The organism is Bacteroidota bacterium (assembly GCA_018692315.1).
Lineage (GTDB): Bacteria > Bacteroidota > Bacteroidia > Bacteroidales > JABHKC01 > JABHKC01.
The window spans coordinates 1-17,654 of record JABHKC010000202.1; the positions used below are offsets into that span (position 1 = coordinate 1).

The 17,654-nt window shown below is 32.5% G+C and carries 14 protein-coding genes and 1 pseudogene; 1 reads left to right on the forward strand and 14 read right to left on the reverse strand.

From position 1 onward, the window contains the following. The coding region (locus tag HN894_15035) for a hypothetical protein (protein MBT7144638.1) at positions 1–108 on the forward strand (108 nt) is incomplete at its 5' end. Positions 109–209: 101 nt separating this feature from the next. Here HN894_15035 and HN894_15040 read toward each other — a convergent pair. From HN894_15040 to HN894_15105, 14 genes and pseudogenes are all read right to left on the reverse strand, one after another. Next, entirely contained in the window at positions 210–1,385 is a 1,176-nt protein-coding gene (locus tag HN894_15040) for an ATP-binding protein (GenBank protein ID MBT7144639.1), read from the reverse strand. Positions 1,386–1,461: 76 nt separating this feature from the next. Continuing rightward, positions 1,462–2,547: a glycosyltransferase gene (locus tag HN894_15045; protein MBT7144640.1), complete on the reverse strand. Its 1,086-nt coding sequence runs from the start codon at positions 2,545–2,547 to the stop codon at positions 1,462–1,464. 41 nt (positions 2,548–2,588) lie between these two features. Next, the gene (locus tag HN894_15050; protein ID MBT7144641.1) at positions 2,589–3,335 is read right to left on the reverse strand and encodes a glycosyltransferase family 2 protein; all 747 of its coding nucleotides are present in this window, start codon (positions 3,333–3,335) and stop codon (positions 2,589–2,591) included. 103 nt (positions 3,336–3,438) lie between these two features. Next, positions 3,439–5,904, reverse strand: a complete 2,466-nt coding sequence (locus tag HN894_15055) for a bifunctional UDP-N-acetylmuramoyl-tripeptide:D-alanyl-D-alanine ligase/alanine racemase (GenBank protein MBT7144642.1) — start codon at positions 5,902–5,904, stop codon at positions 3,439–3,441. 239 nt (positions 5,905–6,143) lie between these two features. Next, positions 6,144–7,862, reverse strand: coding sequence for a T9SS type A sorting domain-containing protein (locus HN894_15060; GenBank protein ID MBT7144643.1), 1,719 nt, complete (start codon positions 7,860–7,862; stop codon positions 6,144–6,146). 206 nt (positions 7,863–8,068) lie between these two features. Beyond that, positions 8,069–10,138, reverse strand: a complete 2,070-nt coding sequence (locus HN894_15065) for a T9SS type A sorting domain-containing protein (GenBank protein MBT7144644.1) — start codon at positions 10,136–10,138, stop codon at positions 8,069–8,071. Positions 10,139–10,238: 100 nt separating this feature from the next. Then, positions 10,239–11,882: an amidohydrolase gene (locus HN894_15070; protein ID MBT7144645.1), complete on the reverse strand. Its 1,644-nt coding sequence runs from the start codon at positions 11,880–11,882 to the stop codon at positions 10,239–10,241. A gap of 141 nt (positions 11,883–12,023) precedes the next feature. Continuing rightward, positions 12,024–13,268 carry an NAD(P)/FAD-dependent oxidoreductase gene (locus HN894_15075; GenBank protein MBT7144646.1) on the reverse strand — a complete coding sequence of 415 codons (1,245 nt, stop codon included), beginning with the start codon at positions 13,266–13,268 and terminating at the stop codon, positions 12,024–12,026. Then, positions 13,258–14,205 (reverse strand): annotated as a pseudogene (locus HN894_15080) (sodium:proton exchanger). Before HN894_15080 ends, HN894_15075 begins: the two are co-directional and overlap by 11 nt. After that, entirely contained in the window at positions 14,186–14,476 is a 291-nt protein-coding gene (locus tag HN894_15085; GenBank protein ID MBT7144647.1) for a hypothetical protein, read from the reverse strand. The pseudogene HN894_15080 and the gene HN894_15085 overlap by 20 nt, the downstream one beginning before the upstream one ends. Before the next feature lie 11 nt (positions 14,477–14,487). Next, positions 14,488–15,078, reverse strand: a complete 591-nt coding sequence (locus HN894_15090) for a hypothetical protein (protein MBT7144648.1) — start codon at positions 15,076–15,078, stop codon at positions 14,488–14,490. Between the two features lie 515 nt (positions 15,079–15,593). Beyond that, positions 15,594–16,325 (reverse strand): hypothetical protein, encoded by a 732-nt coding sequence (locus tag HN894_15095; protein ID MBT7144649.1) that lies wholly within the window; start codon positions 16,323–16,325, stop codon positions 15,594–15,596. Between the two features lie 6 nt (positions 16,326–16,331). Beyond that, positions 16,332–17,288 (reverse strand): hypothetical protein, encoded by a 957-nt coding sequence (locus HN894_15100; protein MBT7144650.1) that lies wholly within the window; start codon positions 17,286–17,288, stop codon positions 16,332–16,334. A 219-nt stretch (positions 17,289–17,507) separates the two neighbouring features. Beyond that, positions 17,508–17,654 (reverse strand): hypothetical protein (locus tag HN894_15105; protein ID MBT7144651.1); only part of this gene is annotated, 147 nt, incomplete at its 5' end.

Genomic DNA, 17,654 nt, shown 5'->3' on the forward strand with positions numbered 1-17,654 from the left:
ATCTATGAAACAGGGATTAAAATATCTAAATCAGATTTCAAAAAAATTAACATATATAAACATGAATTTCATGGAGAAGATTGGAATTATACTATCAAACCATTATAAGTAGTTGTAGCAATAATATATTTACAATTACTATGTATATTGGAAATTCTACTTCCAATTTACATAGTTGAAAAATCAAATAATCCAACAACTTTCCACTTTCAACTTTCCATTTCCTTCTCCAAACACTCTATATGATTTAATCCGCAAACAAAAATATTTTCTTTTATAGGGTATGTATCTTCAATAGGTGCAACAATATATGTTTTGTCGGGTTTTATTTCTTCAAAAGAATTCCAAAAACCTTTTGTAAGCGTTGGCGATTTCGAGGCTTTAAATTCAAAGGCAATTTTTCTTATTCCTTTTTGCAAAATAAGGTCAAGTTCAGCACCATTCGATGAACGATAAAAACTTGGTTTCCACTGTGGATACCGAATAATAATACTTTCAATCGCCATTCCTTCCCATGAAGCACCAAAAATAGGATGCGAAAACAGTTCGGCAAATTCTTGTAAATCAAGAAGTGCATGTAAAATTCCACTGTCGCGAATATATACTTTTGGCGATTTTATAAGTCGTTTTTTTGTATTGCTCTCATATGCTTGTAAAACTCTCACAATGAAAGTTTGCGACAGCAAATCGATATAACTTTTTACAGTATGATTGCTGACTCCGAGAGAGGCACCCAACTTTGAATAATTGGCAATTTGACCGTGCGAATGTGCCAACATTGTCAGCAGGCGTTGCATTGTTTGGCTTGTGATATTAAAATTGAGAGCTGGAATATCTCGCTCTAAAAAAGTCTTTATAAAATTTTGTCGCCATATGTAACTTGTTGCATCATTTTTGGCAAGGAAACTTCTTGGAAAACCGCCTCTGTTCCAGAATTTTACTAAATCGTTGTAGCAATATTTTTCGACCACTTCACTAAATAAAAACGGACTGAGTTCGGTATAAATAATTCTACCGGCCAAAGACTCAGAGCTTTGTCTCAGCAATTCGGGCGATGCCGAACCAAGAATCAAAAACAATTCGTTTCTATCTTGTTCATCGCAAAAACTTCTAATAATTGGGAAAATATCAGGCAAACGTTGAATTTCATCAAGACAAAATAATTTGTCGCTATTTGTTTCAAAAAAAAGTTCAGGGTCTGTCAGCTTTTTCAAATCTGAAGGTTTTTCTAAATCAAGACATAAATATTTTGATGTATTTGAAAGTAAATGTTTCACAAGAGTAGTTTTTCCGCATTGTCTCGGTCCAAGTATTGCTACCACAGGAAACTCAGAAAGCAAATTTTCAACTTTTGCAGATAAAAATCTATTTAAATATTTTTTCATTTGACAAAGATAATAATATTATCCATGCAAATTGGAAATGCCACTTCCAATTTACATAGTTTTAATGTCAAATATTTCAACAATTTCTTAAAAATGTCAACAAATTATTATACGCTTTTTCTATTGTAAACAAATCCTCCACACGATTTCTGCCCCGCTCACCGAATAATTTTATTTGAGCAGGATTTGATATAAACCATTCAATTTTTTCAACAAAAGTTTCAATCTTATTTTTTTCTACTAAAAATCCGGTTTTATTATTAATAATTAGCTCTGGATTACTGCTGATATCATAAGCTACAACAGCTTTTTTTGCAGCCATAGCTTCTGCAATAACGTAACCAAAACCCTCCCAAATAGAGCTTAGCAGAAAAATGTCAATCGATTCGTAAAAAGACTTTATATTTTCAATGAAACCAAGGAAAATTACTTCGTTTTCAACATCCAATTTTTTAGCAAAAGCCATTAATTCTTCAAGCAATTTTCCTTTACCTACAATCAACAATTTGAATTTTATATTCTTTTCTTTCAGCTTTTTAGCAAGCTCAATAAGGTCTTTTTGCGATTTTTGCGGAACCATTCTTCCGGAATTCCCAAGAACAATTTCATTTCCATTTTTTCGATAAATTGGCGTACTTTCCAGATTATCAAACTTCTGTAGGTCTAAACCATTATATATAATTTCAATTTTTTTCTGAGGAAAAAGATTTGTATTATTTGCGTTTATAGTTCGTTTTGTCTCCTCAGAATTTGCAATTATGTGAGTAACAATTTTTCTAAAATAAAACCTGTTCAGAAAAGAGTTTTTGATTGGGATTGCACTACCTCTACGGTAGATAATGTTTTTTATCCCGGCAATTTTTGCAGCAAGACCGGCAATTTTCAAATCTGCCGGATGGTTAATAATTATATAGAGTAATTCATTTTTCTTGAAAATATTTATAACTTTTATTAGTTTGAAAATATTCAAAAAACTTAGATTTGTTATCTTAATTTCTATACTTTTTATGCCGGAAAGTTTAGCACGCTTAAAAAGTTCGCTCTGTTTATTCGTTATGATCAAGGGTTTGAACTCTGATTTCAAAATCCTGTTCGACATATCGAAATGCCACTTTTCGCCTCCTCCCCATGATTTTGTTGAATTGAAAAAACAGATGTTCATTAGAAATTGGAAATTAGATATTAGAAATTGGAAATTGGAAATTATTTAAGTCCTTTAAGTTTAGTATATTTTAGGAATATAGAAGTTGCGGACAGAACGCTAATTAAAAAACCGTAATATCCGTCCAAAATTCCAAGTTTAATAAAATAATCGGTGCAGAATTTAATTATCGGTTTACAAAATATTTTGCAAATATTAGACTTTTCACCCTTTTGAAATGCTGCTTTTGCTTTTATTGTAGAAAACTTATTTATTTGAGTAATATGCTCTTCAATAGTAGAAATTGAATAGTGAAGCAAATTGCCTTTTAAAAATGCCTGGCTTGTATTTGGCTGTAACTCAAATTTATCATGCGGATTTGTTCCTGTCCAAAATCCTTTGCGGCTGTCCCATAATCGCAATTTTCTGTCGGGATACCATGCTCCGTGTTTAATCCATTTTCCGCAGTAATTGTTCAATCTGTTGAAATAATATCCATCGAATTTCCAATCGCTTTTCACTTTCAAAATAGATTTTTTTAAATCTTCGGAAAGTGCCTCGTCTGCATCGAGCGATAAAATATGTTGATAGTGTGCTTGTGTTATTGCCCAGTTTTTTTGTTCTATATAGCCTTCAAAATTATGAGTTACAAAACGAACATTAAATTTCTTGCAAATAGTTTCAGTTTTATCAGTTGAATATGAATCTATTACAACTATTTCGTCAGCAAGTTCAGCTATAGAACTTAAACATCTTTCAATGTTTTTTTCTTCATTGAAAGTCAATATTACAACTGATAATTTTATCACAACTAAAATTCAATTTTATTCAAATTGCAAAGCTAATGATTTATAAATTATGAATTAACAACTCATGAATAAGCTCAAAACTCAACATCCTCAAATCAGACAATTATTCATGATAATAGACTCTTTTCACTCGTTCAGAGACATTTGTGAGGATTTCGTATGGAATTGTATTTAGTGCTTTTGCATACTCGACAATTGGAAATTTTTCACCAAAAATTATTACTTCATCGCCTTCCTGAGTTTCAATATCAGAAATATCGACCATACACATATCCATACAAATGTTTCCAACAATTTTAGCAAACTCATTGTTTATTAAAACTTTACCAACGCCTTTGCTTAAAGCTCGGCTCAAACCATCGGCATAGCCAATTGGCACGATCGCTATACGAAGTTTTTTGTTGGCTTTTCCTTGCCTGCCATAACCCACAGATTCGCCGGCATTTACTTCTTTTATTTGAGAGATATGACTTTTTAAAGTACTCACATTTTCGAGCTTGTCCTGATAAATATTGCTTATTCCGTACAACCCAATTCCTAATCTAATCATATCGAAATTTGCTTCCGGAAATCTCACAATACCGGCTGTGTTAAGAATGTGTCGCAAAATTTTATAATCGAATGTTTCAACAATTTTACTACTTGACTTTGCGAAAGAACTTATCTGCGAAAGGGTGAAATCATCGTAGGTTTTTTCATCGGCAGCCGCAAGATGTGAAAATACTGATTTAATTGTCAGATGTTTAGATTGTTTTAAGGTTTCGATAAGTAAATCGATTTCCAAAATATCAAAACCAAGGCGTTTCATTCCGGTATCAATTTTAATATGAATCGGGAAAGATTTCACACTAAAGTTTTTAGCAGCTTCAGAAAATCGTTTTAAAATATCGAAACTATAAATTTCCGGTTCAAGATTGTGTTCAATCATTGCTTCGAAACTTTCGGGCTCGGGATTCAAAACGAGAATTGGTAAAGAAATTCCGGCTTTTCGCAAAACTAAACCTTCGTCGGCAAAAGTAACTGCAAGATAATCTGCTCGGTGAAATTGCAATAAATTTGCAATCTCTATGGTTCCACTTCCGTAAGAGAAAGCCTTTACCATTACCATTATTTTAGTATCTTTTTTTATTTTCGACCTAAATAAATTCAGATTATGAACTATCGAACTAAGGTTTATTTCAAGAACTGTGCGATGAAGTTTTTGCTGCAAAGCATTCGAAATTCGTTCAAACTCGAACACACGCGAACCTTTTAATAGAATTGCCTCGTTCTGAAAATTCTCAATTGAAATATTGTCAAGGAAATCGGATGTTGATTTATAAAAATGACTTTTAATAAGAAATAATGAAGCATAGCCGGAAATAGCCTCTCCTATTCCAATAAGTTGATTAATTTGCTTTTTTCTAACAAGTTCGGATACATCTTTATACAAGGAAATTTCGTTTCTTCCGCTTTGAAGAATATCTGAAATTATCAGTGTCTTTTTTTCGTGCTGCTGTTGCTGATTTAGAAAATCGAGAGCTATTTTCAAAGAACCAATATCTGAATTATAACTATCATTTATTATTGTGCAATTGTTGATTCCTTGTTTCAGCTCAAGACGCATTGCTACTGAGGAAAGCCCCATCATCCTCTCCTTTATCAAATCATTCTTATATCCAAGATGTAGCATCAAAAGCCAACAATGGATAGCATTTTCAATAGATGCCTGATCGATAAACGGAATTGTAATTTTTATTTGTTCGCCTTTAAATTGCCCTGTAATTAAAGTTTCAGATAAATTCTTTCTGATACTCGAAATAAACAAATCTGCCGGATAGTGAGAAGACCAACAAAGTAGTTTTGTTTCATCAATAGTATAGTTCGATTGGATTTGCATTTCGAGCAAAGGATAATCTTTGCAATAAATCAATTTTTCTACATTATGAAATAGCTTTAACTTTTCGTTGATTTTATGTTTATAGTCAAGAAAATTTTGTTGGTGAGCATCGCCAATGTTTGTAAAAATCCCCAAAGTTGGATCAATTATTTTTTGCAGCTTTCCCATTTCATCTATTTGAGAAATTCCGGCTTCGAAAATTGCAAAATTATAATCAGAATTTAGTTGCCAAACCGAGAGTGGTACTCCAATCTGAGAATTGTAACTTTTAGGATTTCTTATAATATTTTTATCGTCGTGCAAAAGCTGATACAGCCACTCTTTAATGATAGTTTTTCCGTTGCTGCCAGTAATTCCAACTACCGGAATATCAAATCTTTTTCGGTGAAAACTTGTTAGAGTTTGTAGAGCAATTCTGGTATTTTGCACGACAATAAAATTTGAGTTCTCAAACTCATCTTTGCGTTTTGGCAAGGAACTAACTACAAAATTCCTGACACCTTTTTCATACAAATCGCCAATGAATTGATGTCCATTGTGATACAGGCCAACAACGGCAAAAAACAGCGACGATTCTGCTGAAACAATTGTTCTACTATCAATCAGCAAGGAAGATATTGTAGATTCCCCATCTCCTTCTAATTTACCATTTATGATTTCGGCAATTTCTATAATATCATATTCAAGCATAAATTTATGCAATATTTAATTTCATTTAAAGCATGCAATATTATGAGTTTATTTTAAAATAAATTTGATAATATTAGTTTTTCGTATTTATTTATCGAAAAATCACTAATTCGAAATACTGAAGGTTTAATTCATAATTCACTCAGACAGTTCCTAAAGCATTGCTAAGAAATAAATTACAACATGCTAAACTAAAGCAAAATAAATAAGTTTTGAAATCCAACTATTTAGCAATTAGTTTAAATCTTCACAAACTTCTGTACAAACATTTGATTGTCAGTTGTTACTATTCTTGCAAAATAAATTCCATATGCAAGATTTTGAATATTTATATCAATTTTTTGGCTATTTGTAAAATTCCTATTTATAAAAACCTGACCGGAAATTCCGAGTATTTCGACCGAGCCTGAAAAATAGTTATTGCCAAAATCTATTTGAGTAAAATCTTTAGCCGGATTTGGATAAATTGAAATTTCTGGTAAAAAATTGGTTTCCGATATTTCATTTATATCTGGGAATCTTTGGCTCAATTTCAAAATAAAAACATCTTTGCTTCCATTTACTGTTGAAGTATAAAATTCTCCGGCAGTAGGATCTAAATCTACCCCGCCCCAAACAAATCCTGTGGAGTAAACATTTCCATCAGAATCAATATTTATTGAATTGCCATGATCGTCGGCATTTCCTCCAATACCAGCTGCCCAAATAAAAGTACCGTTTGAATCTAATTTGAGAAAATAACAACCACCTATGCTTAGTTCAAATTCCTGAAATCCCGGATCGAAATCGACTGCACCGGAATAAAATCCTGTAGAATAAATATTTCCTAAAGTATCAAGTTTCAGGGAATAACCCGTATCTTCGCTATTTCCACCAATATTTTTTGCCCAAACAAAATTGCCCAAAGAATCTAATTTTAATATGAAAATATCAAAAGAGCCTGAAGAACTTAGGGTATATACTTCCGTTGAATCCGGATCAAAATCAACTATGCTTGAAAACCTTCCTGTTAGATAAATATTCCCCCTTGCATCTATATCTACTGAATGGCTTTCGTCCCATAGGACACCTCCCATACTATGTGCCCATTTGAATTTTCCAGCTTTATCCAATTTTAAAACAAATATATCATAACCTCCATTTGAGCTTAGATAAAAAGTTTCTACGGTGTCTGTATTAAAATCAATTGTACCACTAAAAAATCCGGTTACATAAACATTTCCAGCATAATCGCATACCAGTGAATTGCCTTGATTCCACTCATTATAACCAATATTTCTTGCCCAAACAAAATTGCCAAAATTGTCTAATTTGCTTATAAAAATATCTGTTAATCCTCTTGCCGTTAATTCATAAATTCCTGCTCCAGGATCAAAATCGACTGTTCCGTTGAAGCAGCCTGTAGTATAAACATTGCCAAAAGTATCAATAGCTATTGAATAGCCTGCATCGCCAAATATATAATTGCCTCCTATGCTTTTTGCCCAAACAAAATTCAATGAAGAATCATATTTGGTTATAAAAAAATCTGAAGAGCCATTTGAACTAAGATCGTAAACACCAGGACCAGGATCAAAATCAATAGTATCATTAAAATTTCCAATAGAATAAATATTTCCAAAATCATCAATAGTTAGAGAATTTCCTTGATCCCAGTCGCATGCACCCATACTAATCGCTGAAATTAATTTGCCGCTTGAATCGAATTTAGAGATATACACATCTCTGTAGCCATATGGGTAATGAAAATCGAATATTTGAGCATCTGGGTTTAAATCAACAGTATCTTGAATATAGCCCGTAGTATATATGTTTCCGAGATCATCAACAACTATAGATTTTCCCTGATCTTCATACTTACCTCCAAAACTTGTAGCCCATTCAAATTGGACTTTCTGTGCAAAAATGTTTGAACTTATAAATAAAATACTCAATAATGATAGAATTGCTGTTTTCATATATTCGTTGTTTTGTATCAAAAATGACAATCTTATAATTTTAGCTAAGATAGTAATTAATAATTAAACTTAACAAATTATTAAATTTTATCAGTAAAACGTATTCAAAATATTAAAGCATAGTACAAATAAAACTGCACTTGAAACTTGTTTTCATAGATTTAAATTACTATTTCATAGCTCAATTTGAAATTCAATACTATGTTTTATTGTTTGATAAACTGTTTTGCCACAACCGTTTTATCAGCAAAGGAAATTTTGGTTACATATTCTCCAACCGGAAAATGTCGAATATCTAATTCTATTTCTTTTTGTTGTATAAATTTTTCTATAAGAAGTATTTGCCCAATTGAATTGATAATCTCTAATTCACCATCAACAGTGGTTTTTCCAAAATCGATGTAGAGTTTGTCCTTGGCAGGTAAAGGATAGATTTTTATTCTTGAGGAGTAATTATTTTCCTTCATCACAATAAGACTTATTGTATAGCATTCACTGGTATCTGTGCAGCCATTTTCGGTAACGACAACTGCATAACTACCATTGATGGTTGGAGTAAAGCTTTGATTTGTTGCACCGGAGATTTGGGTGTATCCATTTGAGCATTCAATCCATTGGTAAGTAGCACCAATAGCATTGGCAGTTAATGTATTTAAGTTTTGAGTAACAGAAGTATCTAATTCAATAATTGTAAGGTCGATGGTGATAACTGAGTCGCAACCTGCAGCATTGAAAATTGCATCATTATATATCCCTGAAGTATTCCAAATAAAATTCCCGCTAGGGGAAATGTAGTAGCCACAACTTGTTTCGGATATTGTACTTGTAGTTTGGTTACATTGCGATAGTTTTAATATATAAGCATCATAATCTCCAGCTGAGCTTTGATTAAATATCCCAACTCCCGGATTAAAATCCGCAGTGGACTTATAATGTCCGGTTATAAAAATATTTTCTGACATATCTATAGCCAGGCACATATTTTTGTCTGTTGAATTACCTTCTATGCTTTTTGCCCAAATTAAATTTCCCATAAAGTCAAGTTTACACATAAAAACTTCAGAATGTCCTGCTGATGTGAGATTATAAACTCCCGGGCCTGGATCAAAATCCGCAATTCCATTGAAATATCCACTAATATACATATTTCCTTGCTCATCAATAGCAATAGATTCACCTCCATCAACAGAAGTCCCACCAAAACTTTTCGTCCAAACCAAATTCCCATTGTAATCTAACTTTAGCAGAAATATGTCGTCTTCTCCAGCAGAATAAATATTGAGAACCCCGATTGAATCAGGATCGAAATCTGCCAAACCATAGTACTGACCTAAAACATGAGGATTTCCCATATCATCTAGTGCAATTGAGTTACCCCACTCGTAATACGAACCACTTCCTACGTTTTTTGCCCAAACAAAATTGCCTAAAGAATCTAATTTAGAAATAAAAATATCAAAATCGCCATTTGAAACAAGTGTATGTGTATTAGGTCCGGGATCAAAATCTCCTGACCCGTAAAAGTTCCCCGTAGATAAAACGTTTCCTGCTTTATCAAGAGCAATAGACGAGCCTTGATCATCAGCATAGCCGCCCTGGCTTATTGCCCAAACAAAATCTCCTACAGAGTTGAGTTTTAAAATAAATATGTCAGAATAACCGTTTGAAAACAGATAATAACTTATCAAGGAATCTGGATTGAAATCTGCAAGTTGATAAAAAGAACCAATTATATATATATTGCCCGAATTGTCGGAAGTAAGAGAAATTCCTTGTCCTCCTATACTTTTAGCCCAAATGATGTTTCCCAAAGAATCATATTTAGCAACAAATCCTCCTCCAAGGTATAGATTATAAATACCTGAACCAGGATCAAAATCAACTGTTCCATAATAATAGCCTGTGATGAGCACTTCTCCATTTGAGCCAATTTTTACTTCCCGTGCATGATCTGAACTAATTCCTCCAATTTGATTTACATAGACAAAATTACCCAAAGAATCAAGTTTTACAAGGTAGATATCATAGCTTCCATTTGAGGTCAACAATTGGCTGCCAGACCCTGGATCGAAATCTACAGTTCCTTGAAAATATCCGGTAATATATACAAATCCATCAGAGTTTACAGCAACTGATTCGCTATAAACATTATCAGCACCGCTCATTGCTACGGCCCATTCAAACTGGGGATCTTGAGCCAATAGGCTTGTGCCCAAGCACAACACACATAATGTTAAGAAGGCTTTAGTTTTTAGCATTTTCATTTTTAAGCTCATAAATTCATATTTCTAATTTTTGGACAAATTAAACAAAATAAATATAACCAAATGTTTAATTATTTTTTCTCTATTTACAATCCTTTTTATTAAAAATCCCTTAGTTTTCAAAAACCATTTCCCCACCAACAAAAGTTCTCAGGACTTTTACTTTTGGGATTTCCAATTCATAAATTTCCATTATGTCTTTATCGAGAATAACAAAATCAGCATATTTTCCGGCTTCAAGGCTTCCTTTTTCGTTTTCTTCAAAACTGCCTTTTGCTGCCCAAATTGTCATCGATTTTAGAGCTTCTTTTCGTGATAGACCATTTTCGCTTTGAAAACCATTTTCAGGATAATTATCAAAATCTTTTCGGGCAACCGCTGCATAAAATGTGTATAAAGGATTTATTTTTTCTATAGGAAAATCAGTTCCGTTCACAAGCCAGTTGTTTTGTTCGAGCAATTTTTTGTAAGCGTAGGCATTTTCTAGTCTATCTTTGCAAAGTCGTTCTTCAGCCCAGTACATGTCCGATGTGGCGTGTGTAGCCTGAACTGAAGGAATTATCGAGTATTTTCCAAAGGAAGAAAAATCGTTTTCGTTTACAACTTGTGCATGTTCTATCCTCCATCGCAGATCGTTTTTCCCTTCAAGAAATTCAGCATAAATATTTAGAATCATTCTAATTGCCGAATCTCCAATTGCATGAGTATTTACCTGATAGCCATGTTTTTTTGCATCTTGGCAAACTGCACGAAATTCCTCTTCTGAACTTACAAGCAGTCCATTGTTATGAATATCGTCGCAATAAGGTTCTATCAATTTTGCTCCTCGCGAACCAAGAGCACCATCGGCATACATTTTCACTGAGCTTACGGATAAAAAATCCGTTTGATAAATTCCGTAGTGCATGAAAGATTCGAAATTCTCTATGTTCGGCGAAAGCATAGCATTCACTCGCATTTTCAGCATTTTTTCTTTTTGCAAAGAATCTATCAATAGAATATATTCTTTGTCGAGTCCGGCATCTACAACAGAACTTAAGCCAACAGCAAAACAATTGTTTTGTGCAGTTTTTAAAGCTTCAATTTGTAATTTCCTGGAAAGTGGAGGAATAATTTCTCTAAGAGAATCGGCAGCATTGTCAATCAAAATGCCGGTCATTTCGCCATTTACTTTAAGAATTTCGCCACCATCAATTTTGCTATCTTTTGTTATTCCTGCACGTTTTAAGGCAATTGAATTTGCCAAAAGAGCATGTCCGTCAATTCTAAACAATGCTACCGGATTGTTCGGAAACAAACTGTCAAGATCAGATTTGTCAGGGAAGTTTGCAATTTCCCAATCGTTCTGGTCCCAGCCGCGTCCTGTTATCCATTCTTGCTTATTAGTTTTTGAATGTTCTACAAGTTTTTCTAAAACCTCATTAAACGATTTTGTACCAACGAGATTGGCATTTTTCAAAATACCCATTCCGTAATGGAAAAAGTGACAATGTCCGTCAATAAATCCCGGATAAATGAATTTCCCTTTTGCATCAATTTTTTCCTTAGATTCATATTTTTCCAGAATTTCTTCAGAAAGACCTGTTTCTACAATTTTTCCCGATTTTATTGCAAAACTTTGTGCTTTCGAAAAGTTCGTGTCGAGGGTGTAAACTTTTGCATTATAAACAATTAAATCGACATTTTCTTTTGTTGACGAGCAAGACATCATTCCCACAAATAATAAGAAAACAAATATTTTTATTCCAATTTTCATATCTCTATTTTAAATCTGCAAATTTATGGTTCTAATTTTTATTTTGGCAATTAATAATTCACCGCAGTGTTTTGAAATGTTATATTCAAAGTCTCCAGAAGTTTTATTTTCGTGTGAAAAAGATATGAAAAGAAAAATAATCTATATTTTAGCAGCATTTCGGGCAGCCAAGCAAGCAGTAGAAAAAGCAATTTGAAGATTATATCCTCCAGTATCGGCATCTAAATCTAAAACTTCGCCTGCAAAAAACAGATTCTTAATTATTTTTGACTCCATTGTTTTGGGATTTACTTCCTTCAAGGAAATGCCGCCTGCTGTAACAATTGCTTCGGAAAAATTGCGATGTCCTTCAATATTCAATTCAAAATTTTTCAACCAGAATCGCAATTGTTTTCGCTCTTTTGCAGATATTTGATTTGCAGGTTTTTCGGCAAATATTTCAGTTTCCTGAACGCAAACCTGAACCAATTTTGATGGCATTAATTTTCTTAATAAAACACCAAATCTTTCGTTTCCAAAATCATTAAAATCTCTTAATAATCTTTGGTCTAATTTTTTTTCATCTAATGCAGGTTTTAAATCAATAGAGAAAACAACATTTTTTTTGTCTTTGATAAAATCAATACAATAACGGCTGAGTGTTAAAACAATAGCTCCGGAAATTCCAAATTCAGTAAATTCCATTTCTCCAAACTTTTCCATGAATTTTTTGCCATCTATCCAAACACTAATTTTGACATTACGAAGATTTAAACCAGAAAGGTTTTTGTAGTTTTCTTTTGTAACGAGAGGTACAAGTATAGGGCGAATTGGAACAATTGAATGTCCGATTTTTGCAGCAATTTTATATCCATCGCCAGTGGAACCCGTTAGTGGGTATGAAGCTCCACCGGTGGCAAGAATCACCTTTTTTGCTAAGATAGTATCACCCGATTTTGCAAAAACACCCTTAATAGTATTATTCTCAACAATTAAGCTTTTCACACCATCAGATTTCTTAATAGTAACATCATTTTTCAAACAGTATTTTTCTAAAGTCCGGACAACATCAATTGCTTTTTCGCTCTTTGGAAAAACTCTCCCACCTCGTTCTATTATGGTTTCTAAGCCTTCCGTTTCAAAAAAGTCAATCAAATAGTCGGAGAAAATATTTGCAAATGCCGGCTTCAAAAAATTTCCTTTATAGTTGACATGTTTTAGAAAATCTGCCCGGCTGGCTGTGTTTGTGATATTACATCTGCCTTTTCCGGTTATGGCGAGTTTGTTGCCGCAGCGTTTCGTTTTTTCAATTAACAAAGTCGAGCTCCCAAGTTTTGCAGCTTCTCCGGCAGCCATCATTCCGGCAGCTCCACCGCCAATTACTATTACATCAAAATTATTTTTTATTTTCAATTTCGGTTTTGTTATTAATTTCGGTTTTATTTTTAATGAGTGAAACAGCCATAATAATACTTGAGGCAATTATTACAAATAATAATACCCCGGATTCGAATTCTTCAAATTTTATTTCTTCGGGAATGGCAAAAAATAATAGAATAGAAATTAATCCGCGTGGTGAAATGAAAACTTGCGGAAAAATATCTCTTCCTACAAATAAGCGTAATAATATAAAACGAATTCCGAAAAGCACCACCAAAATTATCAAGCTGATTAAAAGGACTTTAAAATTCAGCAATGTCCCGATTGAAATCGTTATCCCGAAAATTACGAAGAAAAAAGTTCTTACTACAAAAGAAGATTCTATGGTGATAATTCGAAAATTCATAAATATTTCTTTCACCGTTTTTTCGTCTAAGTATTTTTTAAGTTTTCCTGAAAAGAAAAAATGACGATTGTTTAATATCAATCCAAAAATCAAGATCATAATTAATGATGAAAAATGAAGAAGTTTCCCAATCGAATATATTACTATTAAAACAGAAATCAGTAGAAACAATTTGACCTCAGACCGTAGTTTTTGGAAAAGCAAAATCAATAGATAGCTTAAAATTACCGATACAAATATTGTAATAAAAATATTGATACCGATTGAAATTCCTATTTGTTTAACACTTTCGGCTTCAAGGCTTCCAAGCAGAAAATAAAACATCATTATTCCTAAAATATCGGAAAATGTGCTGTTATAAATCATAAATTCTTTTTTCTGCTCGGGCAAAATTCCAACACTTGGAATCACAATTGCACTGCTCATTATCGAAAGAGGAATTGCGTAAACCAAAGCTATGAATATATCGATGTTAAAAAATGCTTGAATAACCATTGCAATAATGTATGTGCAAAACGAAAGCGACAATAAAGAAATACTAAACGAACGCCAAATTACTGGCCATTTTTCCTTTTTTTAGTTCAAGATCGAGCGAGGCTTCTAAAACAATCATTATCAACCCAATAGTTCCGAGAATCTTGAGAACCGGGAAAAAATCAATTTCGTCGAATTCGAGAGCATTCATTAAAATTTTCAGAACAATGCCAAGAACTATCAAAAGAATTACGCTTGGAATGTTGGTTCTGGCAGATATAATATTGAAGAGGTATGAAATAATTATTATCAGTGAGGCTGATATTATTATTGAGTATGTATTTAATATTTCCATTTTTCTAATAATTAAAAGCTAAAGCCAAGACGAACCACTGGATTTGAGTATGGCGAGTAAGCATGTTCGTTTAGGTTCCACAATAATAGAAGATTAACAGAACTTCGTTTTCCAATTCTTTGTTTCAAGCCAGCTCCTATTAGCAGACTGCTCACCCAACGTCTTTCAAACTCAATTAGAGTACTGTTCGAATCTTCAATATCTATGTTTATGAACTCGTATTCAGCATGTAAAATAATACTTCCAAAATCAATAGGGAGAAACTGTCCCATTTCTTCTATCAGCAAATATTGCGAAAATATTCTTCCTCCATAAATATTTGTTTCGTAGTCCATTGGATAAGTTTGACCTGAAATATAATAAATCCTATCATCTTTATAGTATTGATAAATAGCACCAATCCCCAAAATAGTTCTTTCGTTAATTTTGTAGCCTACACTTGGCGAAATATCAATATGAGTAATTGCACCCAATCTTAAACCAAAATTTCCTCCAAAAACCAGTTTATCAATGAGTCTTGGTTTTTCAGGGTTTTGAATCTGTGATATTGATAAATTACAAATAATCAGCAAAATAGCCGTAACAAACATACTTTTTTTCATTCTAAATTCTATTTGTTTAAAATGATGTAAATATAAATGAAAATTAAAAATTAGAATTTGATATTTGGCTAATATCATTTAATGAGACAAAAAATGTTCAATGTATTAAACCAGGATAATTCACTATACAATATGTGGTAGTGGGGAGTAATCGTCCAAGGAGCTTTTTCAAAACGCACTAATAATATTGGTGTGAGCAGCGAAACCGCCGACAAAGATCTGCTAAAAGACCCTGCCATGCTTAAACGCTTAGACGAAATCGGGAAAATGGAAAAAGAAGACAAAAGCCATATCCTGCACGTACTCGACGGATTCATCAAATCTGTGAAACTTAAAAATATTGCGGCGATGTGAAAAAGTTATTCATGTTGTTGTACACACGGATTGCAAATCCGCGCTAGATGGGGTGCATGCAGTTTTGGCTAATTTAGTTGCTTTTGTTCACCGCCGGATTGCAAATCCTCGCTAGCGGGAGTGGCCACCTGAATTGCAAATCCGAAATATATACACTTACCTTATTTGTAATGATAACATGGATTTTTGTAATATGCGTAAATATTAGTTCCTAAATCGTATTTGACATTTGCCAGATATATTGAACCTACACCACATATAAGCAATCTATAAATATTATGAATTTTAGCTTCATTTATATATATTTGTTTTTCACTTTTATCTATATAATAAATCTTTTCATTGATATAATTTAATTCTTCATCATAATTAATCGAACTAAGGATTCGGAGATTTCCATTTTTTATAATGATTCTACTTCGAGGGATCATATCAATATCCAATCGAAAAAAGCAACAAATACTATTAAGATTAATAGATTTTGAAGGATTATAATGGAATTTAGTTCCCAAAAAAGAAATATCCTTTTGTTTTTTGTCAAATAAATAAAATCCTTTACCCCAATATGGCGTGTTATTTTGATTATATTTAATAAATCCAAATATGAAATCGTCTTCATGAAAAAAAACTACTTCTACGCTATCCCTTGTTTTTGCAAAATATGTGTTTACGCATAAAAATAATGAAGAATCTAATTCAAGAAGTTCATATACCTTTTCAAAACTAGAAAAGTTTAATAATGAGTCTATCTTATATAATTCAACAGAATCTAAATTTACTTTATTTGTAACATCATTCACTTTTTGAATTACATCAAACAAGGACACATTATTTGCAGATATGTTTACAATTAATAAAAAAAATATTATTAATAAAAGATTTGTGATTCGCATTTTATTCTATTTTACTTTTTTTTGTGATTTGAAAGAAACAGGTTCATCTCCTGTTGAATTAAACCGAATATTGTACTTGCTTTTTTGCGGTTTCTTTTCCCCATTTATAAACATAATCCAGCCTTCTTCAAAGGTTAACTTTCTTGTTAATTTCTCATCTAACCCAACAATTAATTTACTGTTGTCTTGATTCATAAAAAGTCTTTTCCCTTTATATTCATTTGATTTACTTAATTCAACCCCCATGCTAAGTCCCTCAAAGAAATCATCTCCACCGTCACATGCTGTCAAAAATATGTTCCCACCTTTTTCAACATAATCTCCCAAATTAATTAACAATTTTGAAGTATTAACTTCATCTGGATATCTCTCTTCAATACTCATTCCGTCAGGTGCTAATTTGAAATTATCTTTCCCAGTTGTTTGATAATTGATAAAAGCAGGGTTTAATGGTTCAGCATTTTCATCTTCACCTCCTAAGGTTGCAGGAAAAACAATAGTATCACTTTCTGGTGTTATAACTGACAATTGTCCTTCACCATCCCCATGAGATTTGAAAACAAGATTTTTCAATTTGTTCCCATCAATTTTTGGTGAACTTAAATAATTTTCTAGTTGATTAGAAGCATCTTCCAATGTGTCAACAAGAAGAATATCCCAATTTTTATTCTTAGTAGAATTTAGTTCATTAAATTGATCCTCTGTGTTTACTAAGATAACATTACCAGTGTACAATAAATTTCCTGAGTTTAGCTCTGGTTCTTCCTCCTCCAACCCATCCAAATCAATAAAAGTGATAGGTTTGTTGCCGGCATATTGGTATGGGGTATAGTGTGGATACTCAAATTGTAGTGGGTCAACACTTAAACAACTCTGTACACCTTTTTGATTTACAATAGTCTTTCTATACACCACTTTTAATGGTGTTTCAAAGTTTTGATATCTTAGTTTCAATGCTCCCATTACTATCCGTAAAATTACTACTTTTTATTTTCATTTGAAGATTTTCAATTGGAAAAAAAAATAAAGTTGTAAGATTTGAACAAACCGGAGCATTTTAACCTCTTAGGCAACCAATCGAAGCCAGTGTAGGCAGGTCAAGGTTTTTGAGATGTTTTTTGGGGTCTTTTTATTCCGATTTTTCATCGGGATGGCTGGATTTTTTGCCCTGTGGGTCTTTATCTAATTTTCATCAGATGTTATAAATCCTATTCGTTTTCTGTTTTTTTGTTCTAATTCTTGTTGTTTTATTTCTTCAAACTGCTTTATGTATTCAAAAATCAACATTATTTTATCATCATGTTCTATTCCTTTGCGTTCTAATTCATC

Excerpts from the sequence above, each read along its gene's own strand:
- HN894_15090 (MBT7144648.1), bottom strand. The coding sequence starts at position 15,078 with ATGAAAAAAAGTATGTTTGTTACGGCTATTTTGCTGATTATTTGTAAT.
- HN894_15045 (MBT7144640.1), bottom strand. The coding sequence starts at position 2,547 with ATGAACATCTGTTTTTTCAATTCAACAAAATCATGGGGAGGAGGCGAA.
- HN894_15040 (MBT7144639.1), bottom strand. The coding sequence starts at position 1,385 with ATGAAAAAATATTTAAATAGATTTTTATCTGCAAAAGTTGAAAATTTG.
- HN894_15095 (MBT7144649.1), bottom strand. The coding sequence starts at position 16,325 with ATGCGAATCACAAATCTTTTATTAATAATATTTTTTTTATTAATTGTA.
- HN894_15100 (MBT7144650.1), bottom strand. The coding sequence starts at position 17,288 with ATGGGAGCATTGAAACTAAGATATCAAAACTTTGAAACACCATTAAAA.
- HN894_15065 (MBT7144644.1), bottom strand. The coding sequence starts at position 10,138 with ATGAGCTTAAAAATGAAAATGCTAAAAACTAAAGCCTTCTTAACATTA.
- HN894_15085 (MBT7144647.1), bottom strand. The coding sequence starts at position 14,476 with ATGGAAATATTAAATACATACTCAATAATAATATCAGCCTCACTGATA.
- HN894_15060 (MBT7144643.1), bottom strand. The coding sequence starts at position 7,862 with ATGAAAACAGCAATTCTATCATTATTGAGTATTTTATTTATAAGTTCA.
- HN894_15055 (MBT7144642.1), bottom strand. The coding sequence starts at position 5,904 with ATGCTTGAATATGATATTATAGAAATTGCCGAAATCATAAATGGTAAA.
- HN894_15070 (MBT7144645.1), bottom strand. The coding sequence starts at position 11,882 with ATGAAAATTGGAATAAAAATATTTGTTTTCTTATTATTTGTGGGAATG.